At 66.7% G+C, this 25,311-nt stretch carries 20 protein-coding genes; 8 read left to right on the forward strand and 12 right to left on the reverse strand.

The features are described from left to right. Nucleotides 1-2: 2 nt before the first annotated feature. Nucleotides 3-1,283 (reverse strand): alanine racemase, encoded by a 1,281-nt coding sequence (gene alr, locus ACVWY0_RS02145; RefSeq protein WP_485835243.1) that lies wholly within the window; start codon nucleotides 1,281-1,283, stop codon nucleotides 3-5. A gap of 82 nt (nucleotides 1,284-1,365) precedes the next feature. Further along, nucleotides 1,366-2,457, reverse strand: a complete 1,092-nt coding sequence (locus ACVWY0_RS02150) for a carbohydrate kinase family protein (RefSeq protein WP_485835244.1) — start codon at nucleotides 2,455-2,457, stop codon at nucleotides 1,366-1,368. Nucleotides 2,458-2,527: 70 nt separating this feature from the next. Between ACVWY0_RS02150 and ACVWY0_RS02155 the strand changes: the two genes are divergently transcribed. After that, nucleotides 2,528-3,958, forward strand: a complete 1,431-nt coding sequence (locus tag ACVWY0_RS02155; RefSeq protein WP_485835245.1) for a family 4 glycosyl hydrolase — start codon at nucleotides 2,528-2,530, stop codon at nucleotides 3,956-3,958. Here ACVWY0_RS02155 and ACVWY0_RS02160 read toward each other — a convergent pair. Then, a complete protein-coding gene (locus ACVWY0_RS02160) occupies nucleotides 3,955-4,404 on the reverse strand; it encodes a GNAT family N-acetyltransferase (RefSeq protein ID WP_485835387.1) in 450 nt (149 codons plus the stop codon). The genes ACVWY0_RS02155 and ACVWY0_RS02160 overlap by 4 nt on opposite strands. A 194-nt stretch (nucleotides 4,405-4,598) precedes the next feature. Here ACVWY0_RS02160 and mshA point away from each other — a divergent pair, with 194 nt between their 5' ends. From mshA to ACVWY0_RS02175, 3 genes are all read left to right on the forward strand, one after another. Further along, nucleotides 4,599-5,873, forward strand: a complete 1,275-nt coding sequence (gene mshA, locus ACVWY0_RS02165) for a D-inositol-3-phosphate glycosyltransferase (RefSeq protein WP_485835246.1) — start codon at nucleotides 4,599-4,601, stop codon at nucleotides 5,871-5,873. Between the two features lie 118 nt (nucleotides 5,874-5,991). Next, nucleotides 5,992-7,680 carry a formate--tetrahydrofolate ligase gene (locus ACVWY0_RS02170; protein ID WP_485835247.1) on the forward strand — a complete coding sequence of 563 codons (1,689 nt, stop codon included), beginning with the start codon at nucleotides 5,992-5,994 and terminating at the stop codon, nucleotides 7,678-7,680. 399 nt (nucleotides 7,681-8,079) lie between these two features. Then, nucleotides 8,080-8,718 (forward strand): endonuclease domain-containing protein, encoded by a 639-nt coding sequence (locus ACVWY0_RS02175; RefSeq protein ID WP_485835248.1) that lies wholly within the window; start codon nucleotides 8,080-8,082, stop codon nucleotides 8,716-8,718. Nucleotides 8,719-8,802: 84 nt separating this feature from the next. On the opposite strand, the gene ACVWY0_RS02180 is transcribed toward ACVWY0_RS02175, so the two are convergent. The 3 genes from ACVWY0_RS02180 to ACVWY0_RS02190 form a co-directional block, all read right to left on the reverse strand. Continuing rightward, nucleotides 8,803-9,888, reverse strand: coding sequence for an inositol-3-phosphate synthase (locus tag ACVWY0_RS02180; protein ID WP_056344223.1), 1,086 nt, complete (start codon nucleotides 9,886-9,888; stop codon nucleotides 8,803-8,805). Nucleotides 9,889-10,046: 158 nt separating this feature from the next. Next, the gene (mgrA, locus tag ACVWY0_RS02185) at nucleotides 10,047-11,084 is read right to left on the reverse strand and encodes an L-glyceraldehyde 3-phosphate reductase (RefSeq protein WP_485835249.1); all 1,038 of its coding nucleotides are present in this window, start codon (nucleotides 11,082-11,084) and stop codon (nucleotides 10,047-10,049) included. A gap of 264 nt (nucleotides 11,085-11,348) precedes the next feature. Further along, nucleotides 11,349-12,839 (reverse strand): NCS1 family nucleobase:cation symporter-1, encoded by a 1,491-nt coding sequence (locus tag ACVWY0_RS02190; protein ID WP_485835250.1) that lies wholly within the window; start codon nucleotides 12,837-12,839, stop codon nucleotides 11,349-11,351. Between the two features lie 280 nt (nucleotides 12,840-13,119). Here ACVWY0_RS02190 and ACVWY0_RS02195 point away from each other — a divergent pair, with 280 nt between their 5' ends. Then, nucleotides 13,120-13,296 carry a CsbD family protein gene (locus ACVWY0_RS02195; RefSeq protein ID WP_485835251.1) on the forward strand — a complete coding sequence of 59 codons (177 nt, stop codon included), beginning with the start codon at nucleotides 13,120-13,122 and terminating at the stop codon, nucleotides 13,294-13,296. Nucleotides 13,297-13,487: 191 nt separating this feature from the next. Beyond that, entirely contained in the window at nucleotides 13,488-13,901 is a 414-nt protein-coding gene (locus ACVWY0_RS02200) for a hypothetical protein (protein ID WP_485835252.1), read from the forward strand. Nucleotides 13,902-14,029: 128 nt separating this feature from the next. On the opposite strand, the gene treZ is transcribed toward ACVWY0_RS02200, so the two are convergent. The 5 genes from treZ to ACVWY0_RS02225 form a co-directional block, all read right to left on the reverse strand. Continuing rightward, nucleotides 14,030-15,844 (reverse strand): malto-oligosyltrehalose trehalohydrolase, encoded by a 1,815-nt coding sequence (gene treZ / locus ACVWY0_RS02205; protein WP_485835253.1) that lies wholly within the window; start codon nucleotides 15,842-15,844, stop codon nucleotides 14,030-14,032. Then, on the reverse strand, nucleotides 15,841-18,180 hold the full coding sequence (treY, locus tag ACVWY0_RS02210; protein ID WP_485835254.1) for a malto-oligosyltrehalose synthase: 2,340 nt from the start codon (nucleotides 18,178-18,180) through the stop codon (nucleotides 15,841-15,843). Before treY ends, treZ begins: the two co-directional genes overlap by 4 nt. After that, nucleotides 18,177-20,432, reverse strand: a complete 2,256-nt coding sequence (glgX, locus tag ACVWY0_RS02215; RefSeq protein ID WP_485835255.1) for a glycogen debranching protein GlgX — start codon at nucleotides 20,430-20,432, stop codon at nucleotides 18,177-18,179. Before glgX ends, treY begins: the two co-directional genes overlap by 4 nt. Before the next feature lie 66 nt (nucleotides 20,433-20,498). Then, entirely contained in the window at nucleotides 20,499-22,118 is a 1,620-nt protein-coding gene (locus tag ACVWY0_RS02220) for an NAD(P)H-hydrate epimerase (RefSeq protein ID WP_485835256.1), read from the reverse strand. A gap of 37 nt (nucleotides 22,119-22,155) precedes the next feature. Continuing rightward, the gene (locus ACVWY0_RS02225) at nucleotides 22,156-22,503 is read right to left on the reverse strand and encodes a holo-ACP synthase (protein ID WP_056344245.1); all 348 of its coding nucleotides are present in this window, start codon (nucleotides 22,501-22,503) and stop codon (nucleotides 22,156-22,158) included. A 136-nt stretch (nucleotides 22,504-22,639) separates the two neighbouring features. Between ACVWY0_RS02225 and ACVWY0_RS02230 the strand changes: the two genes are divergently transcribed. After that, on the forward strand, nucleotides 22,640-22,867 hold the full coding sequence (locus ACVWY0_RS02230) for a helix-turn-helix domain-containing protein (RefSeq protein WP_485835257.1): 228 nt from the start codon (nucleotides 22,640-22,642) through the stop codon (nucleotides 22,865-22,867). Then, on the forward strand, nucleotides 22,860-24,155 hold the full coding sequence (locus ACVWY0_RS02235) for a type II toxin-antitoxin system HipA family toxin (RefSeq protein ID WP_485835258.1): 1,296 nt from the start codon (nucleotides 22,860-22,862) through the stop codon (nucleotides 24,153-24,155). The genes ACVWY0_RS02230 and ACVWY0_RS02235 overlap by 8 nt, the downstream gene beginning before the upstream one ends. On the opposite strand, the gene ACVWY0_RS02240 is transcribed toward ACVWY0_RS02235, so the two are convergent. Further along, complete coding sequence (locus ACVWY0_RS02240; protein ID WP_282329433.1) at nucleotides 24,148-25,302, reverse strand: hypothetical protein; 1,155 nt, start codon at nucleotides 25,300-25,302, stop codon at nucleotides 24,148-24,150. The genes ACVWY0_RS02235 and ACVWY0_RS02240 overlap by 8 nt on opposite strands. Nucleotides 25,303-25,311 lie beyond the last annotated feature (9 nt).

Genomic DNA, 25,311 nt, shown 5'->3' on the forward strand with positions numbered 1-25,311 from the left:
GCTCACGGCGTTGCCTGCCCGGCGTCGGGATTGCCGGCGTCGAGATTTCCCACGTCGGTCGCGGCGCCGGCTGGGCGGCTGTCGGAAGGCTCGACGGCGGGACTGTCGTTGATGAACCGGCGCGGCACCCGCTGGCTGATCCGGGTCACGATCTCGTAGTTGTTGGTGCCCGCGGCGACCGCCCAGTCATCCGCCGTGGGACCGCCATCGTCCCCGTTGCCGAACAGCACGGCTTCGGCGCCGAAGAGGTCTGCGCCGGCTCGGCCGATGTTGCCGAGGTCGATGACCATCTGGTCCATGGCGATCCGGCCCACCACGGGGTAGGTCCGGCCGGCCACCCGGACGGGACCGCCGGTGGCAATCCGGGGCACGCCGTCCGCGTAGCCCAGCGGGATCAGCGCCAGGGTGCTGGGGCCGCTGGTGCGGTAGCGCAGGCCGTAGGAGACGCCCTGCCCGTCGGGGACCTGCTTGCACTGGGACACCAGGGTGCGCAGCGTCATCGCGGGGCGGAGGCCCAGTTCGGCGGACGTCTGGCCTTCAAAGGGCGAGAGGCCGTAGATGCCCAGGCCCACGCGGACCATGTCGAAGTGGGTATCGGGACGGGACAGCGTGGCCGGGGTGTTGGCCAGGTGACGGACTTCGGGGTCCACGCCGGCGTCCTCGGCCACAGCCAGCACCTCGCGGAAGGCCGCCAGCTGTTCATCGGTTTCCGGCCGTTCGGGTTCGTCCGCCACGGACAGGTGGGAGAAGATGCCCACCACCCGCAGGAGGCCCTCGTCCTGGTATTCCATGGCTTCGCCCAGCAGCTGGTCCCAGGCATCGAGCGCTACGCCGTTCCGGCCCAGGCCCGTGTCCACTTTCAGGTGGATACGTGCAGGACGCTCCTGGTCACGCGCGGCGGCCACAATCCGGTCCAGTTCCCACCCGGAGCAGCCGATGTCGACGCCGGCAGCCACCGCTGCGGCAAAGTTGCTTTCCGCCGTGTGCAGCCAAGCCAGCAGTGGGGCTTCGATCCCCGCCGCCCGCAGTGCCAGCGCCTCGGAGATGTGCGCTACGCCCAGCCAGGATGCGCCGGCTTCGAGGGCGGCCCGGGCCACTGGAACCGCGCCGTGTCCGTACGCGTCAGCCTTGACCACGGCCATGACCTTGGCGGGTGAGGCCGCGTCCGCCAGCCGCCGCACGTTGTGGCGGATGGCGTCCAGGTCGATAACGGCGGACCGCTCATACACTGGATCAGGTCCTGAGGCCGCGCGGAAGTCGCCGGCTGTTACGGGATAAGTCACCTTAGTGATTCTAGTGCGGGCGCTCAGGGCGGGATAATCGCGCCGCCCGGGCACACTCGTTGCGGCGCCCCGGCGTAGGGCCTCAGGCGTCGGACAGGTGCGCGATCGTGGCGGTGGCCCGGCGCTGCGCTGCCAGCGGGACGTCGCTGACAATGTCCTCCAGGAAACCGAAGCGGCGAAGCCACTGGCTGCTCTGGCGTTCCGGCCGGGAGTTGGCCCGCTTCCACCAGTCGGCGATATCTCCCCAGCCGGGCGCTGCCAGCGATCCGCCCACCTCCTGCACGGCCAGGGAGGCGCAGAGGTTGGCGAAGCGGAGCCGGTTGCCCAGCGGCCAGCCGGCCAGGCTGCCCACGATGAAGGCCGCGTCAAAGCAATCGCCGGCCCCGGTGGGATCGTAGGCGGCCACCGGCAACGACGGCACCCACTCTTCCTCCCCCGTCTCCGAGTCCACGGCCATGGCACCCTGCGCACCGAGTGTCACCACGGCCACGGGCACGCGGTCCGCCAGCGCGTACAGCGCGGACCACGGATTATCCTTCCCCGTGAACGCCATGGCCTCACGCTGGTTGGGCAGGAAAGCATGGAAATACTGCAGGTTCTCCAGCCGCACCGGAGCCCACTCCCCGCTGGGATCCCAGCCCACATCCCCGAACAGCTTGACCCCCGCCTGGTGCGCGGCCACCGCCCACGGCTCGATCTCAGCATCCAACGCGGCAATGCCGGCGAGCGCAGGGGGCGGCGAACCGATCAGTTCCGACGACGTCACGGGGGCCGGGTGGCCATGCGTCACCAGGGAACGGTCGTTGTGGACGCTGAGCGAGACGGTGACCGGTGAATGCCACCCCGGAATGCGGCGCGACAGGCTCAGGTCCACGTGTTCCTGCCCGGCCAGGATTTTCCAGTTGTAGTCCCCGTAGCCGTCGTCCCCGAAGGCGGCTGCGAGTCCCGTTCGCAGTCCCAGCCTTGCCGCGGCGATGGCCTGGTTCGCGACGCCGCCGGGGCAGCTGCCCATTCCCTCGCTCCAGATTTCGGTGCCCGGCTCGGGCGCGTGCGGCAGCCCGGTGAAGATGATGTCCTGGAAAACCGTGCCGGCCAGCAGCAGGTCGAACCCGCCGTCGGACGGTGTGCGGACGGTTGAGAGCGGATCGAAGCGGCGGTCCGGGATGGCGTCCATGTCCGGCAGACTACGCCCTGCCGCGGCCCCATGGTAGGGGCACGCCCGGCGGCGCCCTAGACTGCTGACTATGCGGCTTACGATTGCCGGCGGCGGCGGATTCCGCGTGCCGCTTGTGTACCGGGCGCTGGCGTCCGGCGCGTTTGCGGGGCTGGTGAGCGAACTGGTGCTGTTCGACGTCGATCCCGCCCGCCTCAGCGCCATCAGCGCGGTTCTGCGCGCCATGCCCGAGTCCGGCGGCGGTGCTGCCGCCGGCGCCAACGAGCGTGCCCACGCGCCAGCCGTGCGCACCACCACGTCGCTGCCGGCGGCCCTGGCGGGTACAGACCTGGTGTTCGCGGCCATCCGTCCCGGCGGCACGGCCGGCCGGATCAACGACGAACGGGTGGCCCAAGACCTTGGCCTGCTCGGCCAGGAAACCACCGGCGCGGGCGGCATTTCCTACGCCCTGCGCACCATCCCCGAGATGCTGCACCTAGCGCGGCAGATGGGGGAGTTCTGCCCGGACGCCTGGCTGATCAACTTCACCAACCCGGCCGGCATGGTCACCGAAGCCTTGCTACCGGTCCTTGGCCGGCGGGTCATCGGGATCTGCGATTCCGCGGGTGGGCTGGTGCACCGGGCCGCCCGCGCGGCCGGCATCCCTCTGCCGGACGGGACGCTCGACGGCGTGGGCTACTACGGTCTGAACCACCTGGGCTGGCTCTACCGGCTGGAGTCCGGCGGCCAGGATCTGCTGCCAGGCCTGCTGTCTGACCCGGCCGCCCTTAGTACCTTCGAGGAGGGCCGGCTCTTCCCGCAGCCGTTCCTCAATGACCTCGGCGCCCTGCCCAACGAATACCTCTATTACTACTACCAGCGGGACAGCGCCGAAGCGGCCATGCGCGCCATGCCGGTTACCCGTGGGGAGTCCATCCACCACCAGCAGACCGAGCTGTACCCGCGGCTCGCCTCAGCCGGAAAGGACGCCTACGGCCTGTGGGACGCCGCCCGCCGCTCGCGGGAGGAAGGCTACCTCGCAGAGGCGCGGACCCACGGCGAACAGCGCGACGAGGACGACCTCGCCGGCGGCGGCTACGAACGCGTCGCCCTGGCCGTGATGCGCGCATTGGCGGGGGCCGGGGACGCCCAGCTCATCCTCAACACCCCCAACACGCTTCCGTCCGGTCCTGGCGGGGCGACCGCCCCCGGAAGCACCGCCCCGGAACCGGCCATTCCGGGACTGCCGGCGGACGCCGTCGTCGAGGTCCCCTGCACCGTAATGCCCGACGGCGCCGTGCCGCTTCCGCAGTCAGCCCCGGGACCGGAGCAACTCACCCTCCTCCAACGGGTCAAGGAGGTGGAGCGGCTCACTGTCCGGGCAGCGACGCACCGGGACCGTGCGGCCGCCGTCGACGCGTTCAGCCGGCATCCCCTGGTGGACTCCACTGCACTTGGCGCCAAGCTGCTGGCCGGCTACGAGCACGCCTTCCCTGCGCTGCGCGGGCTTTGGCGCGCCTAGAGCTTCCGGTACATCACGTGCAGGCCCACGTATCCGAGCGTGGGGTGCTTGAACGCCTCGGGGATGGTGGCGAGGATTTCGAAGCCCATCCCCTGCCAGGCGGCCACCGCGCGGACATTGCTTTCCACCACGGCGTTGAACTGCATGGCCCGGAAGCCCGCGTCCCTCGCCGCATCCAGGGAGTAGGCGCACAAAGCCCGTGCCACGCCTTTGCCGCCCTGGCCGCTGTGGACCATGTAACCGGCGTTGGCCACGTGGCTCCCGGCGCCGCCTTGGTTGGGGTGCAGCTCGCCGGTGCCGATCACGCCGCCATCGTCCGTCACGGCCACGAAGGCCTGGCCGGGGGCGTCCTTGAACCAGCGGGCCCGGGCGTCGGCTTCTGTGGTGTCCCGGTCCCAGGTGAACGTCTCGCCGGACCGGATGACGGGCTCCAGCACCTCCCACATGCCGGGCCAGTCGGCGTCCGTGGCGGGGCGGATCGAGTATTCTGCGGAACTGGGCGGAGTTGTGGCTGCATTCACACGCGCCACGTTAGCAGCCGGCCACGTGCCGGGAGGCCGCCCGGGAGCGGCAGGAGTAGTGTTTTACCGAGTGGGCAACAGCGGGGCCCACGCCGCGCCAGCGGTGGGAAGGGGAAGCCATGACATTGATCCGCAGGGTCGCGTTACTCTCCCTCCACACCTCCCCGATGGAGCAGCCAGGCTCCGGCGACGCCGGCGGGATGAACGTCTACATCCGGGAACTGGCCTCCGCGCTCGCCGAGACCGGCGTGGAGGTGGAGATCTTCACGCGCTCCACGTCAGCCAAGCAGGCCGCCGTCGAACATCCGGACCCCGGCGTGTGCGTCCACAACGTGCTGGCCGGGCCGCCGCGGAAGATCCCGAAGGAAGAACTGCCGGGGCTGCTGCACCACATGGTGGCCGAGATCGAGCAGATCCGCCAGCGCCAGCCGCACGGCCGCTACGACGTCATCCATTCGCATTATTGGGTGTCCGGGATCGCCGGCCTGGAGCTCTCGGAGCTCTGGGGCGTGCCGCTGGTCCACACCATGCACACCATGGCCAAGGTCAAAAATCTCCTGCTGGAGTCCGGCGAACAGCCCGAGCCGCGGCGGCGCGAGGAGGGCGAGCACCGGATCGTCGACGGCGCCGCCCGCCTGATCGCCAACACCATCGCCGAAGCCGGAGAGCTGGTGTCCCACTACGGTGCCGATTACGACCGGATCGATGTGGCGCCGCCGGGCGTGGACCTGAGCACCTTTACACCCGCGTTCCGGGCACGGTCCCGGGCGGAACGGGGTGTTTCGCCGGAGACGTTCCACCTGGTCTTCGCCGGCCGGATCCAGCGGCTGAAGGGCCCGCAGGTCCTGCTCAAGGCCGCCGCATTGCTGCGGACCCGGCGGCCCGAGATCGATCTCCGGCTCACCATCCTGGGTGCCCTCAGCGGGAACAAGGACTTCAATCTCCGGCACCTGATCGCGGAGTCTGGGATGGACGACGTCGTCACGCACCTTCCCCCGGTCAGCGCGGCTGACCTGGCGTCCTGGTTCCGGGCGGCCGACGTTGTGGTGATGCCTTCCTACAGCGAATCGTTCGGGCTGGTGGCCATCGAAGCGCAGGCCTGCGGGACGCCCGTGGTGGGCACCCGGGTAGGCGGGCTGTCCCGCGCCATCTGCCATGGCCGGACCGGGCTGCTGGTGGACGGGCACCACGCTTCGGACTGGGCGGACGCGCTCGAAGCCATGTACGACGATCCGGACACCCGCGCCGACATGGGGCGGGCTGCGGCCATCCGCGCGGAGAACCTGGGGTGGAACCGCACTGCAGCCATCACGCTGGAAACGTACCACGCCGCCGTCGAACAGCAGCTGGCCAGCCGGCTGATCCCGGCTTCCCCAACCCTCTCTCACCTTTGAACCGTTTCCCCCAACCCTCTCTCACCTTTGAACCGTTTCCCCCAACCCTCTCTCACCTTTGAACCGTCGGCTGATAGATTGTCGCGCACAGTGTTCCGCACAGAGCCAAAGGACATCGATGTCAGAAAACAAGGTCCTCACCGATCTTGAGATCGCGCAAAAGGCCGCCATCCTGCCCATCGGGGAGATCGCGGAGCGGGCCGGTATCAATGCCGCTGCCGTGGAGCCGTACGGGCGGTACAAGGCGAAAATCGACCCCGCCCGGCTGCGGCTCCCCGCGGGAAAGACCGCCGGGAAAGTGGTCCTCGTCTCGGCCATGTCCCCCACCCCGGCCGGCGAGGGGAAGTCCACCACCACGGTGGGTCTGGCCGATTCCCTGGCACGGGCGGGCCACAAGGTCATGATCGCGCTGCGCGAACCGTCCCTGGGCCCCATCCTGGGCATGAAGGGCGGTGCGGCGGGCGGCGGCTATTCCCAGGTCCTGCCCATGGACGAGATCAACCTGCACTTCACCGGTGACTTCCACGCGATCACCTCGGCCAACAACGCGCTCATGGCCCTCGTGGACAACCACATTTTCCAGGGGAATGAGCTCAACATCGATCCGCGGCGCATGACGTTCAAGCGGGTCCTGGACATGAACGACCGCTCGCTGCGCGAGGTGATCATCGGCCTCGGCGGACCGGCGCAGGGCGTGCCGCGCCAGGACAGTTTCGACATCACAGCGGCCTCCGAGATCATGGCCGTCTTCTGCCTGGCCACGGACCTGGACGATCTGCGCGGGCGCATGGGCCGCATCACTGTGGGCTACAGCTACGACCGCCAGCCGGTCACGGTGGCGGACCTGGGTGTCCATGGCGCGCTGACCATGCTGCTCAAGGATGCCCTCAAGCCCAACCTCGTCCAGTCCATCGCCGGAACGCCCGCCCTGGTCCACGGCGGCCCGTTCGCGAACATCGCGCACGGCTGCAACTCCCTCATCGCCACCCGCACGGCGCAGCAGCTGGCCGACATCGTGGTCACGGAAGCCGGCTTCGGCGCGGACCTTGGCGCCGAAAAGTACATGGACATCAAGGCGCGCATCGCGGACGTGGCGCCGTCCGCCGTCGTGGTGGTGGCAACGGTCCGGGCGCTCAAGATGCACGGCGGCGTCCCGAAGGACCAGCTCAAGGAGCCGAACGTCGAGGCGCTCGCCGCCGGCGTCGGGAACCTGAAGCGGCACGTGCACAACGTCGAGAAGTTCGGCATCGTGCCGGTGGTGGCCATCAACAAGTTCGCCACAGACACGCCCGAGGAGCTGGAGTGGCTGCTCGCCTGGTGCGCCCAGGAGGGTGTGCAGGCCGCGGTCGCCGACGTCTGGGGCCGGGGCGGAGGCGGCGACGGCGGCGATGAGCTCGCGGCGAAGGTCGCCGCCGCGGTGGCAGCGCCGTCGGACTTCCGGCATCTGTATCCGCTGAACCTGTCTGTGGAGGACAAGATCCGGACGATCGTGCAGGAGATCTACGGGGCAGACGGCGTGGAATTCTCGGTGCCGGCACTCAAAAGGCTGGCCGACATTGAGAAGAACGGCTGGGGCGGAATGCCAGTGTGCATGGCGAAGACGCAGTATTCCTTCACCGACGACGCCTCGCAACTGGGCGCACCAAAGGGCTTCACCATCCACGTCCGCGACCTCATTCCCAAGACCGGCGCCGGCTTCATCGTGGCCCTGACCGGTGCCGTCATGACCATGCCCGGCCTGCCCAAGGAGCCCGCCGCGATGCGCATGGACGTCGACGCGCACGGCAACCCGGTCGGCCTCTTCTGACCCACGTTGCTCTATCACTTTGAGCTCTTATTCCGGGGGCAAAGCGACCAAAAGTGATAGAGCAACGCGACCTGTGGATAACTTCTGCGGGAGAGATTGACTTCGGGCGACAATGGTCCGCATGCGCCCTTTTTCACCTCTGCCGTTCAGCCTTTCGTCCGGTCCGTTCACCGTCCATGAGGCGCGAGCTGCCAACCTGAGCAGTGGCAGACTTCGTTCCTCCGACCTCGCCTCAGCCGGACGGTTGCTGTATCTGCCCACGGGCGGGACTTTGAGATCCGAGGACTTGCCAGGGCACTCTCCGCTGCCACACCGGGCGCCTGGATCTCGCATCTGACGGCCGCCGTCGTGCTCGGGCTCTGGCTTCCTACCTGGTTCCGCGACTGCCAGGAACTCCATTTGAGCAAGCCCAGGAATCTGCCGCCTGTGCGGCGGGAGGGCGTAGTTGGCCACACTGTCCTGGCCTTTGATGGGGAGGTCATGGTGCTGGACGGGATGCGGATCTCCACCCCGGCCCGGACGTGGCTTGACCTTGCCAGCCTCATACCGCTGGAGGATCTGGTGGCTGTGGGTGACCAGCTGATCCGTCAGCCCCGGCCCGGCCTCGAAGCCCGGCTGGCGCCTTGGTCAACGCTTACCGAGCTGCACGAAATGCTGAAGCGGCACCCGAAGCTCAAAGGTATCGTGAAGGCCAGGGAGGCCACCGAGCTCATCCGTTCAGGAGCCGATTCCGCCCCTGAGACGTTCCTACGCCTCGCTCTGACTTCCGCAGGCCTGCCGGAACCGGAACTGCAACTGCGAATTGTGGAGTCCGCCCCCTACTCGCCGGCGGCAGACTTGGGCTACCGCGCCCAGCGGATCGCCATACAGTACGACGGCGGCCATCACTTGACCCGCGAGCAGCAGTCGCGCGACAATCGCCGCGACGAAACATTCAATGCCGCTGGCTGGAGGTACTTCAAATTCAACGCGGACGATCTGGCTCACGACTTCCACCGCGCGGTCGATCAGGTCCGGCTTGCACTCACGTCCCCTTAAACGCCTGTTGCCCTATCAGTTGTGGTCCCCAAACCATAGATTTGGGGACCACAACTGATAGAGCAACGAGGGGGTGGAGAGCGTTTAGCGCTCGAGGTCGCCGCGGATGAAGGCCTCGACCTTTTCACGGGCGAGGTCGTCGTTGAACTGCTCCGGCGGGGACTTCATGAAGTAGCTCGAGGCGGAGAGCAGCGGGCCGCCGATGCCGCGGTCCAGGCCGATCTTGGCTGCGCGGATGGCGTCGATGATCACGCCGGCGGAGTTCGGTGAGTCCCAGACTTCGAGCTTGTATTCCAGCGACACGGGGGCGTCACCGAAGTTGCGGCCTTCGAGGCGGACGAAGGCCCACTTGCGGTCGTCGAGCCACTGGACGTAGTCGGACGGGCCGATGTGCACATTGCGCGGTGCAATGTCGGCCTCAACGTTGGAGGTCACGGCCTGGGTCTTGGAGATCTTCTTGGACTCCAGGCGGTCGCGCTCCAGCATGTTCTTGAAGTCCATGTTGCCGCCGACGTTCAGCTGGTATGTGCGATCCAGGGTGACGCCGCGGTCTTCGAAGAGCTTGGCCATAACGCGGTGCGTGATGGTGGCACCGATCTGGCTCTTGATGTCGTCGCCCACGATCGGGACGCCGGCGGCGGTGAACTTGTCGGCCCATTCCTTGGTGCCGGCGATGAACACGGGGAGGGCGTTGACGAACGCCACGCCGGCGTCGATGGCAGCCTGCGCGTAGAAGTGCGCTGCATCCTCGGAACCAACCGGGAGGTAGCAGACCATAACGTCGGCCTTGGATTCGCGGAGCGCAGCGACAATGTCAACGGGCTCTTCGGCGGACTGTTCGATGGTCTCGAGGTAGTACTTGCCGAGGCCGTCCAGGGTGTGGCCGCGCTGGACGGTCACGCCGGTCGGGGGCACGTCGGCGATCTTGATGGTGTTGTTCTCGCTGGCCAGGATGGCGTCGGCGAGGTCCACGCCCACCTTCTTGCCGTCAACATCAAAAGCGGCAACAAACTGGACATCGTTGACGTGGTACTTGCCGAACTCCACGTGCATCAGACCCGGGATCGTGGCCTGGGGATCGGCATCACGGTAATACTGCACGCCCTGGACGAGCGAGGCGGCGCAGTTACCCACACCAACGATGGCAACACGAATCGGATTTGCAGACACGGAACTCCTTTGAAGACAACTTCAGCCGCCAGAACGGTCAGTACCGGAAAGTACGACGGCGGCACGCTGGCAGTGCGCCATTCGGCGCCTTTTCATCTTACCCAACCAAGCGGGGGCCGGGATTGTTCCCGGCCCCCGTCAGTTGAAGCGTTACGTTGTTACTTCTGCTTCCATAGGTTGATGTCCGACTCGACGGCGAACTCGTCGATGGCATTGACCTCGTCTGCGGTGAAGTCCAGGTTGTTGATGGCGGACAGGGTGTCTTCCAGTTGCCGGACGCTGGAAGCGCCGACGAGTGCGGATGTCACGGAGGAGCCCTTGCCCTGCTCACGGAGGATCCAGGCGATCGCCATTTGCGCGAGGGTCTGGCCCCGGCCCTCGGCGATCCGGTGGAGCCCGCGGACGCGGTCCAGGTTCTCGGGAGTGATCATGGCTTCGTCCAGTGACTTTTGCTGCGCTGCCCGGGAATCCGCGGGCACGCCGTTGAGGTAGCGGCCCGTAAGCATTCCCTGGGCCAGCGGCGAGAAGGCGATGCAGCCGGCGCCCACCTGCTCCAAGGCCTCGTAGAGGTTGGGGCTGCCGTTCTCAGTCCAGCGGTTCAGCATGGAGTAGCTCGGCTGGTGGATCAGCAGCGGTGTGCCCAGTTCCTTCAGGATCCGCGCGGCCTCGAGGGTCTGGGCCGGGGTGTAGGACGAGATGCCGGCGTACAAGGCCCTGCCCGAGCGGACTGCGTGGTCCAGCGCGCCCATGGTCTCTTCCATCGGCGTTTCCGGGTCCGGGCGGTGGCTGTAGAAGATGTCCACGTAGTCCAGGCCCATGCGCTCCAGGGACTGGTCCAGGCTGGCCAGCAGGTACTTGCGGGAGCCAAAGTTGCCGTACGGGCCCGGCCACATGTCGTAGCCGGCCTTGCTGGAGATGATGAGTTCGTCGCGGTACGGCTTGAAGTCGTCCTTGAAGTGGCGGCCGAAGTTGGTCTCGGCGGCGCCGTAGGGCGGTCCGTAGTTGTTCGCGAGGTCGAAGTGGGTGACGCCCAGGTCGAAGGCGCGGCGCAGGATGGCGCGCTGCACTTCGAAGGGCTTGTCGTCGCCGAAGTTGTGCCAGAGTCCCAGGGAAATGGCCGGCAGTTTCAGTCCGCTGCGTCCGACGCGGCGGTAGGGCATGGATTCATAGCGGTCTTCCGTGGCTGAATAAGTCATACATACCATCCTGCCATCTGTGACGCGCACTACAGACCGCAAGGGTCAGCCTGAACGGTGCCCCCTAGGACGGCCCGATTGGTACCCACCTGACCGACATACCGAACCAAAAGTGCCGGGCTGGGCATCGGCACCGACCCCGCATGCGACCACCGAGGGCAAACCTGCCCGGATCGGTGCGTTCATCCGTGGCCACTGGGCCATCGAGATCGGACTCCACTGTCGCGACGTGACCTGGATGGAAAGCCGGTGATGACCTACATATCAGCGGTCGAGATGGGACGTGTGGACGACAAACTTCCGCATCGCCATCCAGTGGAAGAGCCCGCCGAGCGCAGCACCGAGGATCCAGGCGAAACCGCTGAGCTGGGCCATCTGCGGCAGCCACACGGCCAGGACCGAGAAGACGGCAGCCAGGCCGAAGGCCATGAGCGCCCTGCGGTTCCATCCGCCGGTGAAGTGGTAGGCGCCTTGGGGGTCGGTCGAGTACAGGTCGTGAAGATTAAGGCGTTGCTTCCGGACAAAGTAGTAGTCGGCAATGATGATGCCGTACAGCGGGGCCAGCACAGCGCCCAGCGTGTCAACGAACTTGGGCAGCCCGATGCTTGAGATGACCGCAACCCACAGCGCCCCGATGATGAATCCAGCAACCGCTGTGATCATGCCCGCCTTGCGGAAGGAGATCCTGGCCGGGCTGATATTCGACAGAGAATAGGACGGGGGGATGAAGTTGGCCACGACATTGATGCCAAGGGTCGCGACCAGGAAGGTCACGGCTGCCAGGACGGTGAGAGGAACGCTGTCCACGAGACCGACAATGTCGGCCGGATTGGTCAGAGGCTCTCCCTGCCCGTCCTGGTACAGGAGATAGGCGCCCGCCGTGATGAATACTGAAAGAAAGGTGAACAGAGCCAAACTGATCGGCAGGCCGGTAAGGTTGCCGAAGCGCATGGCCCGCTCCGTGCGAACGTTGCGTGCGAAGTCACCGAAGTTGATCACGACGGCGGCGAAGTAGGCCACCATGGTGCCAGTGACTCCTGCGAACGCGGAGAAGGCAGCCCAACCCGTCACATCGGCGCGGGAGAAGATGGTCCCGACGGCTTGGGGCAGTTCAGTGCCGACCTGAGCCCAGATCGCCACGAGCAGGGCGATCATCACCAGGTAAACGGCTGGCCCTGCGATGTTGAGGAAGCGTGCAATCCGTTCGATACCGCCAAGGAAGAGCGCAACCTGCAGGGCAGATGCGAGCACATAGGAAACCCAGGACACCCAGTCCATCCCGAGGAACTCGGCGCCTCCCGGACTCCCCAACAGAGCGTTCAAGGCCAGTGAGATTGCCGTCGAAGCGAAATATGTCTGGGCGCCGTACCAGAAAATGGCGACCACGGCACGGACAATGGCCGGGAACTGGGCTCCCCGCACTCCCATTGAAGCCCGGGCAAGCACCGGGAACGGAAACCCATACTTGACACTTGGCCGCCCGCTCAGATCGACGAGGACCTTGATGATGAATCCGGAGAGCAGGATGGCGGCAAAGACGAACCAGCCGTTGATCCCTGCGGTAATGAACAGGCTGGCGGCCAGGGTGTAACCGGCCAGGCTTTGAATGTCGTTTGACCAGACGTTGAAGATGGCGAACCAGCCCCAGGTACGTCTCGACGCCGGCAGCGGGGCGAGATCCTCGTTATACAGGGACGGATCCGCACCAGTTACCGTCAGGTCGGCGTCCTCAAGGTCATTGTTACGAATGGTCACGACAGCCTCAATCCGCACTCAAAACGTAGGAGAAATTACGTATCGTGGAAACTTTCTTCCGCCGCTAGAATATGACCTGGATCACAAAGAGTCAATGGGCGATACCTGACCCCCGAAGTCCGGCGGGCTGCAGAGGACCCGTATACAGTTTCCCTGCACCTGATTCTTTGGCGCTAATGAACGGCGCAGGATAAGGATCCCGTGAGGGCACCCGGGGCGACGATGAAGATGTCCTGCCGGGACCACCCGGCGGACCATCCGCTCGATAGGGGAAAAGATCATGGGTTTGGGTGACAAGTTCAAGCACGCCGCCGAGAAGGCCGCGGGCAAAGGCAAAGAAACAGCCGGCGAAGCGACCGGGAATGAAAGCCTGAAGGCCGAAGGCAAAACCGACCAGAGCAAGGCAAACCTGAAGCAGGCCGCAGAAAAAGTCAAGGACGCCCTCAAGAAACACTGAGGCGCACGGCCCGCAGGCTGCCGCGGACCGGGGCACCCGGGCCCCACCGGCCGCCGACAGGCGCCCGGTGGGGTCACCCGCGCCGTGATGGTCCGGGTCTCCGTGGGCGGAGGCGTGTTGGTCGCCGTTGCCGGTGCGGTAAAAATCATCCAACTCAGGTCCCGGAACCATCGGCCGCTAAGGAGATCACCATGGACGGACGGAAGAAACCCGGCCACGACGTTCAGCCCCGCGTTGCGGGCTGGATCAAACACGCCGCGCAGGACCGCTCACCCCAGGCCGAAGCCGCTGTGCGGTGGGCGCTGTCCCGGCTTGAGGAAGCCAATGTGCCCGAGGTACTCCACGCGGTGGTCCTCACACTCACAGGCAATCAGAAGTCCGCAAAACAGGCACGGAAGGCTGCCGAAACGGCGGTACGCCGGGCAGAGCGGAAGCTCAACCGCACACACCACGGCCACGCCAAGACATGGCTGACCGCGGGCCTTCTCGCGGCGGCCGCGGCCGCAGGGGTACTCATCTGGCGGGGCCTGCCCGGAAGCGGAGAGCCCGAAGCAGCCCAGGCCGGGGAGTGGCCCACGGACGCATCTGACACCAAATCCGGATAACTGCCCGGAAGCGACGCCAGCCAGGCAGCCCGCGTGCAGAAGAGAGCGGAGCGTCACAGGGTGCGCCGCCCGTCCTGATTCCCCAGCGACACAAATTCCCATCCTAACTTCCAGTCAACGGGACAACGTCACCCTAATTTCCGCGTCAGGGGAGGGCTGGAGGCTACTTCTGCCCCAATAGTCAGTACCGCCCCACTGTGTGCCGAAAGCAAGAACGCGTCCGCGTCCAGCGATGAGTCCTCGTCCGTCGAAAGCAGCACCGCCCCCCGCACACCGACCAGGCGCACCGGCGACGCGGAGAAGTTCAGCAGCACCTCCATGGACCCGCGCCGGAAACGCAACCAGCCGGCGTCGTCGTCGAACGTCACGTCCGTTTCCGCGAACCCGAGGCCGGCCAGTTCGGGGTAAGCGCGCCGCAGCGCGGTCAACGAGCGGTACAGCGACAAGAGCCGGGCGTGGTCACCGTCAGCAGCCTCCGCCCAGTTGAGCTTGGAGCGCCGGAACGTTTCGGGATCCTGCGGATCGGGGACGACGGCGGGGTCCCACCCCATGCGCTCGAATTCGCGGATCCTGCCCTCCGCCGTCGCCTTGCCCAGCTCCGGCTCGGGGTGCGACGTGAAAAACTGCCAGGGCGTGGAGGCACCGAATTCCTCGCCCATAAACAGCATGGGCGTAAACGGCGAGGTCAGCGTCAGCACTGCGGCCACAGCCAACGGACCGTACGGAAGGGACTGGGACAGCCTGTCCCCGATGGCCCGGTTGCCGATCTGGTCGTGGTTCTGGCTGCACACCACCAGGGCCGTGGGGTGGACCAGCGAAGTGTTGATGGGCCGGCCGTGATGGCGTCCGCGGAAGCTGGAGTAGCTGCCGTCGTGCAGGAAGCCGTCCTTGAGAACCTTGGCCAGCACACCGAGGGACGCGAAGTCGCCGTAATACCCCGCGGTCTCGCCGCTGACGTTGACGTGCACCGCGTGGTGGAAGTCGTCGCTCCACTGCCCGGCGAGGCCGTAGCCGTTGGCGTCGCGGGGGTAGATCAGCCGCGGATTGTTGAGGTCCGATTCCGCGATGAGGGTCTTGGGAAGCCCCGTCTCCGCGGAGATCGCATCGCCCAGCGCGCCGAACTCTTCCAGCAGGTGCACGGCCCGCTCGTCACGGAGTGCATGGACGGCATCCAGGCGCAGCCCGTCCACGTGATAGTCGCGCAGCCACAGCGCGGCATTGTCCAGGATGTATTCACGCACGACGTCGGACCCCGGGCCGTCGAGGTTGACCGAATCGCCCCATGTGTTGGCGTCGCCATGCTTGAGGTACGGGCCGAATTTGGGCAGGTAGTTGCCGCTGGGTCCCAGGTGGTTGTAGACCACGTCCTGGATGACTCCCAGGCCGGCGGCGTGGGCGGCGTCCACAAAACGCTGGTAGGCCGACGGCCCGCCGTACCCTTCGTGGACCGCGAACCATTGGACGCCGTCGTAGCCCCAGTTGTGGGTGCCGTTGAATCCGTTGACCGGCAGCAGCTCCACAAAATCGATGCCGAGGTCAGCGAGGTAGCCTAGCTTGTCGGCAGCAGCATCAAGGGTTCCTGCGGGCGTAAAGGTTCCCACGTGGAGTTCGTAGATGACCGAGCCGCGCAGTTCCTTCCCCTGCCAGCCGGCGTCCTGCCAGGCGTAGACGGCGGGATCGTAGGTGCGGGACATTGCGTGGACGCCGTCCGGGAGGCGGCGGGACCGGGGGTCGGGCAACGGGTGGTCGTCGCCGTCGAGCAAGTAGCCGTAATCGACGTCTGCGTCCGCCGGCGCGTCCGGCGCGGACCACCAGCCATCTGCGCCGGGGGCTCCCGCCGACTGTTTCATGGGGTATTGCTGCCCGTTGGCGAGCAGCGAGACGGCCGAGGCGCCCGGGGCCCAGAGATCGAACCGGCCGGAACCGTGGTGCGTCAGGCTCATGCGTTATCTCCGTTCACGGGCGCGAGCAGCGCCACAGGGTACTGCTGGAGGATGCCGGCCACCGGCACCGGGCCGGGGCCGTGCGTCCGTCCCGTGAGTTCGTCCCGCATGGCAGTGGAAAGTGCGACGGCGGCGTCCTGCCACCCGCCGGTGCGTTCCAGTCCGGAGGGAAGCCTCGTCGCAAGGGTCAAGGCGCCGGGTGCGCCACCAGTGCTGCTATCCGCCCCGCGGTCGAACGCCACCAGGTGGTCCGCCGCTGCGCCGGAAGCAACAACGGGCCGGTAGCCCTGGAACAGTTCAGGCCGGTCCCGGCGGAGGCGCAGCGCCCGGGAGGTCAGCAGCATTTTCGCGGCCTCGTCCCGGAAGTCCCCCGGGCTCGTGCCGGCATCCAGTGCGGCAAGGGCGGTTTCGCGGCGTTTGAAGTCGACAGCCCGCCTATTGTCAGGGTCGGCCAGCGAGCGGTCCCAGAATTCGGTGCCCTGATACACATCCGGTACCCCCGGCATGGTCAGCTGGAGCAGCTTCAGGGACAGCGAGTTGGCGGCGGCAAAGGCATCCGTTCTGGCGACGAAGACCTCGATCGCCGTGGTGACCCGGGCGTCGTCGAACACTGCATCCACCGCTGCCTTAACCCGTGCTTCGAACTTTTCGTCCGGATCCGTCCAGGTGGTGGAATTGGCTGCTTCCCGGGCCGCCTTCTCCGCATAGGCCTGCAGCCGCTCCCGCGACGCCGGCCACGCACCGATGACCGCCTGCCACAGCAGGTTCTCGAACGGGCCGTCGGGCACCGGGGCGAGCCCGCGAAGCGTGTCCAGGGTTGCGGCCCACTCGTCTGGCAGCTCGGCGATCACGGAAATCCGTGCCCGGGTGTCCTCGCTGCGCTTGGTGTCGTGTGTGGTCAGCGTGGTCATGGACAGCGGCAGGGACTCCTGGCGCTCGGCCATCCGCCTGTGGAACTCTTCCGGGGCCAGCGAGAAGTGGGACGGGTCCGCTCCCACTTCCGTCAGTGTCCCCAGGCGGGTGTAACGGTAGAAGGCCGTGTCCTCCACGCCCTTGGCCATCACCATGCCGGACGTCTGCTGGAAACGTCGGCCCAGTTCAGTTTCGGGCTCCAGCAGCAGGGGCAGCAGCACGTCCAGCACCTCGGCCAGGTCAGGGCGCTGGCGGGCTGCAGCCGCGCAGGCCTCGCGCAGCACGTCCTCACCCGTGGGAAGGTAGGTCCGGTACACGGGGAAGGCCGCGATGACCTGGGCCAGGGCATCGGCCGCGACGTCCCCGGACAGACTCGCGGAAGCGGGAACAAGGCGTGCCAGCCGCAGGATCTCGGACCGCAGCATGCCGTCCGCCACGGCACGCTTGGTCCCCAGGATCATGGCCGCATAGTCCGCAGGCTCGCCGGAACGCAGCCGTGCATCAAGTGCGTCCAACGCAGCCTCGCCGGCCGGGTCCACCAGCAGGCGGTCCAGGTCGGCCAGGGCGTCGTAGCCGGTGGTGCCTTCGCAGGCGACTTCCGCCGGCAACTCCTCCCCCGGCTCCAGGATCTTCTCCACCAGGACGTAGGCGCCGCCGCTGAGGTCCTTGAGCCAGCGAAGATATCCGGCAGGATCCGCGAGGCCGTCCGGGTGGTCCACACGCAGCCCGTCAACCAGGCCGGCGTCGAACCAGCGCTTCACCTCGGCGTGGGCCTGGTCAAAAACCCAAGGCTCCTCAACCCGGATGCCCGCCAGGGTGTTGACCGCGAAGAACCGCCGGTAGTTCAGCTCGCTGTCTGCCCGGCGCCAGGAGACGAGTTCGTAATGCTGCCGGTCATGCACAGCCCGCGGAGAGTCGCCGTCGGAGTATGAACCTGCGGCCAACGGAAAGCGGTGGCCGTAATAGCGGAGCTCACCATCGGCAACCTCCAGAAGCCCAAGGTCGTCATCGCTGCCCAGGACGGGGATCCGGATCCGGCCGGCACCAAAGTCCCAGTCGACGTCGAACGCTCCCGCGTAAGGCGAGCCGCGCCCTTCCTGCAGCAGCGACCACCACCACGGGTTCTGCGCCGGCGAGGCCACGCCCACATGGTTGGGGACGATGTCCACGAGCACCCCCATGCCATGCTCCCGTGCGGCTGAAGAGAGTGCCAACAGGCCTTCCGGGCCGCCCCGCTCCGGGTCCACCGACGACGGGTCCGTCACGTCATAGCCGTGATCGGAACCATGTTCCGCCGTCAGGATCGGAGACAGGTAGACCCAATCCACGCCCAGTGATTTCAGGTACGGAACGGTCGCGGCCGCATCAAAGAGTGTGAAGCTGCTGCGGATCTGGAGCCGGTAGGTGGACGCCGGAGCCTTCACTTGGCGCCGCCCTTCCGGTCCCCCACTTTCGTGGTCTTCCCGGGCTCGGCCACCATGGGTGTGCTGAGGGACTCGGTCTCGCTGGTGGCGGTCTGCGACAGCGCGGCAAGCGACGCGGCTACGGAATGGTCCGGTTCAACATCGGGAACGGTGTGGGCCCGGAGGACCACCAGCGACTTTGCGTCCACCGGCAGAGCGTCACCGGCCTGGACCGGTTCGGTGTCCGCATTGTGGCCGGCGGTATCGATGATGATGTCCCAGGCCGGTGCGTATTCGTCGGCCGGCAGCGTGAAATTCACCATGTCATCGTGGGCGTTGAAGTACAGCAGGAAGTTCACGTCCGTGATCCGGCGGCCGCGGACATCCTTGCCCTGGATGCCGTCGCCGTTGAGGAACACCCCTACCGAGCGGCCGAAGCCGCTGTCCCAGTCCTCCGGCTTCATGGTGTCGCCGTCAACGTCAAGCCATACGATGTCCGGCAGCCGTTCGCCTTCGCCTCTGCGGACGGGGCGGCCGTCGAAGAACCTGCTCCGGCGGAACGTGGGGTGCTTGGCGCGGAGCGCGTTTACGGCGGCGGTGAATTCGACGAGGGGCTGGTCGATGTTCTCCCAGTTGATCCAGGTCAGTTCCGAATCCTGGCAGTAGCCGTTGTTGTTGCCCTGCTGGGTGCGTCCCATTTCGTCACCGTGCAGCAGCATGGGCACACCCTGGGACAGGAGCAGCGAGGCGATGAAGTTCCGTTGCTGGCGGGCGCGCAGCCCGAGGACGGCGGGATCGTCGGTGGGACCTTCCGCCCCGCAGTTCCAGGACCGGTTGTGGGATTCACCGTCGTTGTTGTTCTCACCGTTGGCGTCGTTGTGCTTCTCGTTGTAGGACACGAGGTCGGCAAGCGTGAAGCCATCATGGGCGGTGACAAAGTTGATGGACGCCACGGGCCGGCGGCCCGAGTGCTCGTACAGGTCGGCGGAGCCGGTGAGGCGGGACGCGAATTCGCCCAGTGTGGCCGGTTCGCCGCGCCAGAAGTCCCGGACCGTGTCGCGGTACTGGCCGTTCCACTCCGTCCACTGCGGCGGGAAGTTGCCCACCTGGTAGCCGCCGGGACCCACGTCCCAGGGCTCGGCGATGAGCTTGACCTGGGACACCACCGGATCCTGCTGGATGAGCTCGAAGAAGGTGGAGAGCTTGTCCACGTCGTAGAACTCGCGGGCCAAAGTGGATGCGAGGTCGAAGCGGAAGCCGTCCACGTGCATTTCGGTGACCCAGTACCGCAAGGAATCCATGAGCAGCTGCAGCGAGTGCGGCTGGCGGACATTGAGCGAGTTGCCGGTGCCCGTGTAGTCCATGTAGTGCTTCTCGTCGCCCTCCATGAGCCGGTAGTAGGAGGCGTTGTCGATGCCCTTGAAGGAAAGCGTGGGGCCCAAGTGGTTGCCTTCGGCGGTGTGGTTGTAGACCACGTCCAGGATCACTTCGATGCCGGCGCGGTGCAGCGTGCGGACCATGGCTTTGAAGTCCTGGACCTGCTGGCCGGTGTCGCCGGTGGAGCTGTAGGTGTTCTGCGGCGCGAAGAAGCCGATGGTGTTGTAGCCCCAGTAGTTGTTCAGGCCCTTGTCCTTCAGGGTGCCCTCGTTGACGAACTGGTGCACCGGCATCAGCTCGATGGCGGTGATGCCCAGCTTCTGCAGGTGCGCGATGACGGACGGGTGTGCCACGCCGGCGTAGGTGCCGCGCTGCTCCTCGGGGATCTCCGGGTGGAGTTGGGTCAGGCCCTTGACGTGGGCCTCGTAAATGACCGACTTGTGATACGGAATGCGCAGGTTATGGTCGCCGTCCCAGTCGAAGAACGGGTTGATCACCACGCCCATCATCATGTGCGGCGCGGAGTCCTCATTGTTGATAGAGTCCGGCTCGCCCAGGTTGTAGGAGAAAAGTGCCGGCTCCCAGTCCATCTGCCCGTGCACGGCCTTGGCGTACGGGTCCAGGAGCAGTTTGTTGGGGTTGAAGCGGTTGCCGGAGTCCGGGTCGTAGGGCCCGTGGACGCGGTAGCCGTATTTCTGGCCGGGCTGGACCTGCGGGACGTAGCCGTGCCACACATAGCCGTCCACCTCATCGAGCCTGAACCGGGTTTCCACGCCGTCGTCATCGAAGAGGCACAGCTCCACCTTTTCGGCGCGTTCGCTGAACAAAGCGAAGTTCGTGCCGGTCCCGTCAAAAGTGGCGCCAAGCGGATATGCCGTTCCGGGCCAGATTTCCATGCGTGCTCCTCATCGTTGTTCGACCGCGGGTGTGTGGACACAAAACCGCCCCTGCCGGTACAAAACCTATGCCCACGGTAGCGGGTGGGTGTGACTATTACGTTTCCGGCCCGCCGGTTTACTAAGCAGGCTGACTTTATACCAAACGTCTGGTATTGCGTCCGCAATCCGGCCGGCCGTCAGCGGCCCGCTGCCGGAGGCGGCCGCTCCCGCGCGGCCGTGGAGGCTGGCCCCGAGGGCGGCAATCGCCGCCCAGCGCTCGTCCGGATCGATGCCCGCATCACGGAAGCGCCCGACGTCGGACCCCAGTTGGGCGAGCAGCGCACCGATGATCCCGGCCAGGACGTCGCCGCTTCCGGCGGTGGCGAGCCACGCCGTGCCGTCCGCCTGGCTGTAGAAATCCTGGAAAGGCGACGCGACCAGGGTGGTGGCACCCTTCAGCAGGACGGTGGCCTCGGTCAGCACGGCGGCGTGCCGGGCAGCACCAAGGGTGGAAGCCTCGACGGCGGTGCGGTCGGGGGCGGGATCAAAGTCCGGGCTGTCGGGGGACGAGGCGAGCCGCTGGAGGAGGGCCGCCAGCTCGCCGGCGTGCGGCGTGAGAATCACCTGCGGCGCCAGGACCGCAGGCAGGGCGGGTAGCGCCCCGGCGTCGGCGATCACGGGCAGGCCGGATTCCACGGCGTCACGGGCGCGCCGGAGCTGTTCGGTGTCGCCAGGACCCATGCCCGAACCCACCAGCCACGCCTGGACGTGCGTCTCCGCGACAGAGCCCGTACTGCACACCACTTCCGGGCACGCCTGCCGCACCAGGTCGGCCACCTCGGGCGGGCCCAGGTAGCGGACCATCCCCGCGCCGGCAGCCAGCGCACCCCGGCAGGCCAGCACGGCGGCGCCCGGATAGTCGGCGGATCCGGCCACGACGCCCAGGACGCCGCGGGAATACTTGTGCGAGCGCCTCCCGGGCTGGGGCAGGAGCCGGGCCAGGTCCACCGGCTCAAACCTGCGCAGCGCCGGCCAGGGCAGCTCCTCTTCGATGCCGATAGGCACCACGTGGATGCGGCCGGCGTGATCGGCGCCCGGGTCCGCCAGCAGCCCCACTTTGGCTGCGGCGAAAGTGACCGTCACATCCGCGGACAGCACCGGCGCATGGGCTTCCCCGGTGTCGGCATCAACGCCGCTGGGGGTATCGCAGGCAACCACAATCCCCGGATCCCCGGCCGACAGCCGCAAATCCGAAAGGCCGCTCACGAGATCGGCTTCCGCGCCCCTAAGGCCGCCGCGGGCGCCCGTCCCCAGGATTGCGTCAATTACGACGTCGGCACCCGCCACGTGTGCGGCCAGCTGGCTGGCGTTGAATTCAGTGAGGAGGTGCACGCGCCCGCCGGCGCGCTCAAAAGCAGCCAGCGCCTCGGGGTGCGCCGCTCCGGCGGTGAGCACCGCCGTCGTACGCATTCCCCTGGCGGCCAGGAACGAGGCGGCGAAGAGGCCGTCTCCCCCGTTGTTGCCTTTGCCAGCGAGGACGGCCACGCTGGCGCCGTAAAGCCGCCGGCGGCCTGCCTTCAGCTCGTGCACCACCGCGTTGGCAAGCCCGTGGGAGGCTCTCTGCATCAGAACAGCGCCCATCCCGGCAGCCAGGAACGGCTGTTCTGCCGCCCTGATCTGGGTTCCGGTATAGGCGCTGATCATGGTGTGAGGTCCGTCGTTGGGCGGAGCTGTAAGTGGCTCAGCCTTCGGCCAGGACCGTGGCGGTGGCGATGCCGCCGTCGTGGCTCATGGAGACGTGCCAGCGTTTGACGCCCTTGGACTCGGCCACCGCCAGCACAGTTCCTTTGACCTGGATGGTGGGGCCGTGCTGGTCCAGGCCAATCCAGCAGTCCTGCCAGTTCATGCCGGCCGGCGCGCCGAGGACCTTGGCCACGGCCTCCTTGGCGGCGAACCGCGCGGCCAGCGAGCGGGTGTTCAGCTCGCGTTCCGCGGGCACGAACAGCCGGTCGCGGAGCCCCGGGGTGCGCTCAAGCTGGCGGCCGAACCGCTCGATGTCTACAACGTCTACGCCAATGCCAACGATCATGGCGCTATTCTACGGGGACGCTCCGGGCCGGCCGCGCACACGCGGCGACGCCATTACGTTTTCGTAATCACGCTGATATGATTACGAAAAGGTAATCGATCCTCACCTATTACGAATAGCTCATCAGGGAGGCCGTGTGCACGGCGTCATGAAGTCAGTGGCCGATCTGGGCCTGATGGTCTACGGCATCCGACAGCGTAGCGGGCTCTCCCAGCGCGACCTTGCCGGCCGGCTCGGCGTCAGCCAGCGGTACCTCTCCGAACTGGAGACCGGCAAGCCCAAGGTGCTCAACGACCAGTTCTTCGCCGTCATGGAAAAACTCGGCATCGAACTGACCTTCAGGGAAGGCCCCGACCGTGGCTGAAGCGCAGGAGGTCCACCTCTACGGCACTGTCATCGGCCGCATGGTCCGCAACGGCGCCGCCACCGTGACGTTCGAATCCTCCGACGCCGGGATGGCCCGGTTTGGGATCGGCTCGCGGATCCTGTCCGCCAACCTGCCACTTGGACCCCGCCCCTCGACCCCGGAGGCGGCCACTGCGTTCTTCGGTGGACTGCTGCCGGAAGGATCTGGCAGGTCGAACCTTGCCAAACAGGCGCAGGCCAGCCGCGATGATGTCTTCGCACTGGTGTCATATGCCGGCCGCGACGTCGCCGGTGCCATTCGCATAGGGGGGAAACCTGGGGAACCGGCCGAATCCTATGAAGCACTAACGGATGAGCAGATCGCGGAGCGGTTAATCCTCATCAACGACTACGCGCTTGGCGCCGTCGGCGGCGGCGGCTCCCTTGCTGGCTACCAGCCCAAGACCACGCTTGCCCTGCTGGACGGGGTGTGGCACGCGGGCATCGACGGCGCCGCATCCACGCACATCATCAAGCCCGTGGCCGCGGGGAACGAGCACGCCCTGCACGCCGAGGCGTACTGCCTGGAGCTTTCGCGGCGGATCGGGCTGAGCACATTCGCCAGCGACGTGCGCACCTTTGCAGGCCGGACCGTCCTCGTCCTGGAACGCTACGACCGCCGAGTCTCTGGCCGGAGGGTGGAGCGTATCCACCAAGAGGACGGCGCCCAAGCCCTTGGCCTGCCTTGGGACACGGACAGCAAGTTCGAAGGTGTCAATGCCGCCGCAAACCTGAAGAACCTCGCTGGACTTCTGCGACGACGCCGTGACGTCCTCGGTGCGGGGCCCGACGACCGCGAGACGCTGCTCGCGCACACTGCCTTCAACACCGCCGTCGGCAACACCGACGCCCACGCCAAGAACTTTTCCACCCTCCGAAGCCCCGACGGTGCCGTCAGGCTGGCGCCGCTCTACGACGTGTCAACGCAAGCCCTGTCGCCCAACGGCCAGCTGAACATGTCCCTCCGGATCAACTCCCGCGCCTATCAGCCGTCGTTGACAATGGAGGACCTGGTTGCAGAAGGCGTCTCCTGGGGACTCGATGAACGGCATGCATGGCACGCCGTCACCGGAACGCTCGAAGAGCTGGCGCACGCCCTCGAACAGGTCGACGGATCCGCCGTCGGGGAAAAAGTGGCACGGTACATCGGCCACGGGACGAGGAATCTTCTGGACGGCAAGGCCGCCGGGATCGGCGGCGTACACCCGTCCCTTGCCGCACTGGGCCCAGTTCCGGGCCCTAGCTGAGCCGGCGGTATTCATCGATCAGTGATGAAGGCACCGGCGTGACGCCAGGAAGTTCTTTGTCCCGGGTGAAGTTCGGCTTGTGCAGGCGGAGCAGGGCCACGCCGTCGTGCTCCCAGCGGAATCCGGGGCTGGACAAGGCAGCCCGGTAGGCGGCGTCGACCGTGTCCGGGTATTTCGCTGCAAGGTCCTCAAGGACGTAACCGGGAACCGTCTTGTCCTCCACATAGCCACGCAGGACTTCCGCAGCGGGGTCCTCCGCATTGGCCGGAGGCGTCCGGCATGCCGCCTCGACCTGCCCGTAGCAGACCAGGAAGGAGACACCCATCAGCGGATGATGGTAGAGCGCTACGTCGTCGGACTCTGCCAGTTCCGGCGGGAAGGAATCATCCGGCGCGATCTGTTCGGCGGCGGTCACCAGCGCGGAAGCCTTGGGATTTGCAGCGACGGACGCCTCGCTGCAGGCATTCAGGAAACTGCGGTACGCCGCAATGATGTCACCCCCGGTACCGCTCACGATATGCGCGCCAAAGAGGTCCAGGAACGTGGTGTGGTGCTCTCCGACGATCCTGCGTCCCTGCTCGACATTCGCCGGATTATTGAATACCAAGGTGGGAAAGCGTTTGAGCAGGGACGCGGCCAGGGTCTGGACGCCGGGGAGGTCCCGCGGGCCGAACAGGCGCATGGTCCCGCTGATCGTCCAGAGATCCCCGATGGGCACCAGACGCGTCATGACGTAGCCGCCTCGCTGGACGAAGCTGATTGCCTCCGCCCCGGCGGTGGCGTAGGAATCGTAATCCATCTGATCGATGAGGTTATGCAGGCTAAGCCGGGCACCTTTGCGGGCATCGACGCGGAAGACGCCGATAACATTACGCTCCCGCCAACCCTCGTAGACGAGTCGCTCGTCAGGCTCAATATTCTTGTTGGTGCGCAGATAGCGGTCGAGTAGCGGCTCGCGTCCGCCCTGGTCCGGGTCATAGAGCAGCGACTCGACGGCCTCCGCCCACTGATTCTGTTCCCCACCCCCAAGCCCGGAGAAGTCTGACATGGCCTGCGAAAGACGCCGGGCGAACCCCGGGGAGGATGCGTAGGCGACCAGGGCTTCCTTGAGGTTCCCCGCCCGGTCCAACAGTTCGTCGGTGTTCATCAGCCTGCG

The sequence above is a fragment of the Arthrobacter sp. UYNi723 genome (assembly GCF_054057635.1).

Bases quoted from the DNA above. Each gene is read 5' to 3' on its own strand.
- ACVWY0_RS02160 (WP_485835387.1), bottom strand. From the start codon at position 4,404: ATGTGGGAGGTGCTGGAGCCCGTCATCCGGTCCGGCGAGACGTTCACC.
- mgrA (WP_485835249.1), bottom strand. From the start codon at position 11,084: ATGACTTATTCAGCCACGGAAGACCGCTATGAATCCATGCCCTACCGC.
- ACVWY0_RS02155 (WP_485835245.1), top strand. From the start codon at position 2,528: ATGCGGCTTACGATTGCCGGCGGCGGCGGATTCCGCGTGCCGCTTGTG.
- mshA (WP_485835246.1), top strand. From the start codon at position 4,599: ATGACATTGATCCGCAGGGTCGCGTTACTCTCCCTCCACACCTCCCCG.
- ACVWY0_RS02150 (WP_485835244.1), bottom strand. From the start codon at position 2,457: ATGGACGCCATCCCGGACCGCCGCTTCGATCCGCTCTCAACCGTCCGC.
- ACVWY0_RS02240 (WP_282329433.1), bottom strand. From the start codon at position 25,302: ATGAACACCGACGAACTGTTGGACCGGGCGGGGAACCTCAAGGAAGCC.
- ACVWY0_RS02170 (WP_485835247.1), top strand. From the start codon at position 5,992: ATGTCAGAAAACAAGGTCCTCACCGATCTTGAGATCGCGCAAAAGGCC.
- treZ (WP_485835253.1), bottom strand. From the start codon at position 15,844: ATGAGCCTGACGCACCACGGTTCCGGCCGGTTCGATCTCTGGGCCCCG.
- ACVWY0_RS02195 (WP_485835251.1), top strand. From the start codon at position 13,120: ATGGGTTTGGGTGACAAGTTCAAGCACGCCGCCGAGAAGGCCGCGGGC.
- ACVWY0_RS02220 (WP_485835256.1), bottom strand. From the start codon at position 22,118: ATGATCAGCGCCTATACCGGAACCCAGATCAGGGCGGCAGAACAGCCG.
- ACVWY0_RS02200 (WP_485835252.1), top strand. From the start codon at position 13,488: ATGGACGGACGGAAGAAACCCGGCCACGACGTTCAGCCCCGCGTTGCG.
- ACVWY0_RS02225 (WP_056344245.1), bottom strand. From the start codon at position 22,503: ATGATCGTTGGCATTGGCGTAGACGTTGTAGACATCGAGCGGTTCGGC.
- glgX (WP_485835255.1), bottom strand. From the start codon at position 20,432: ATGGAAATCTGGCCCGGAACGGCATATCCGCTTGGCGCCACTTTTGAC.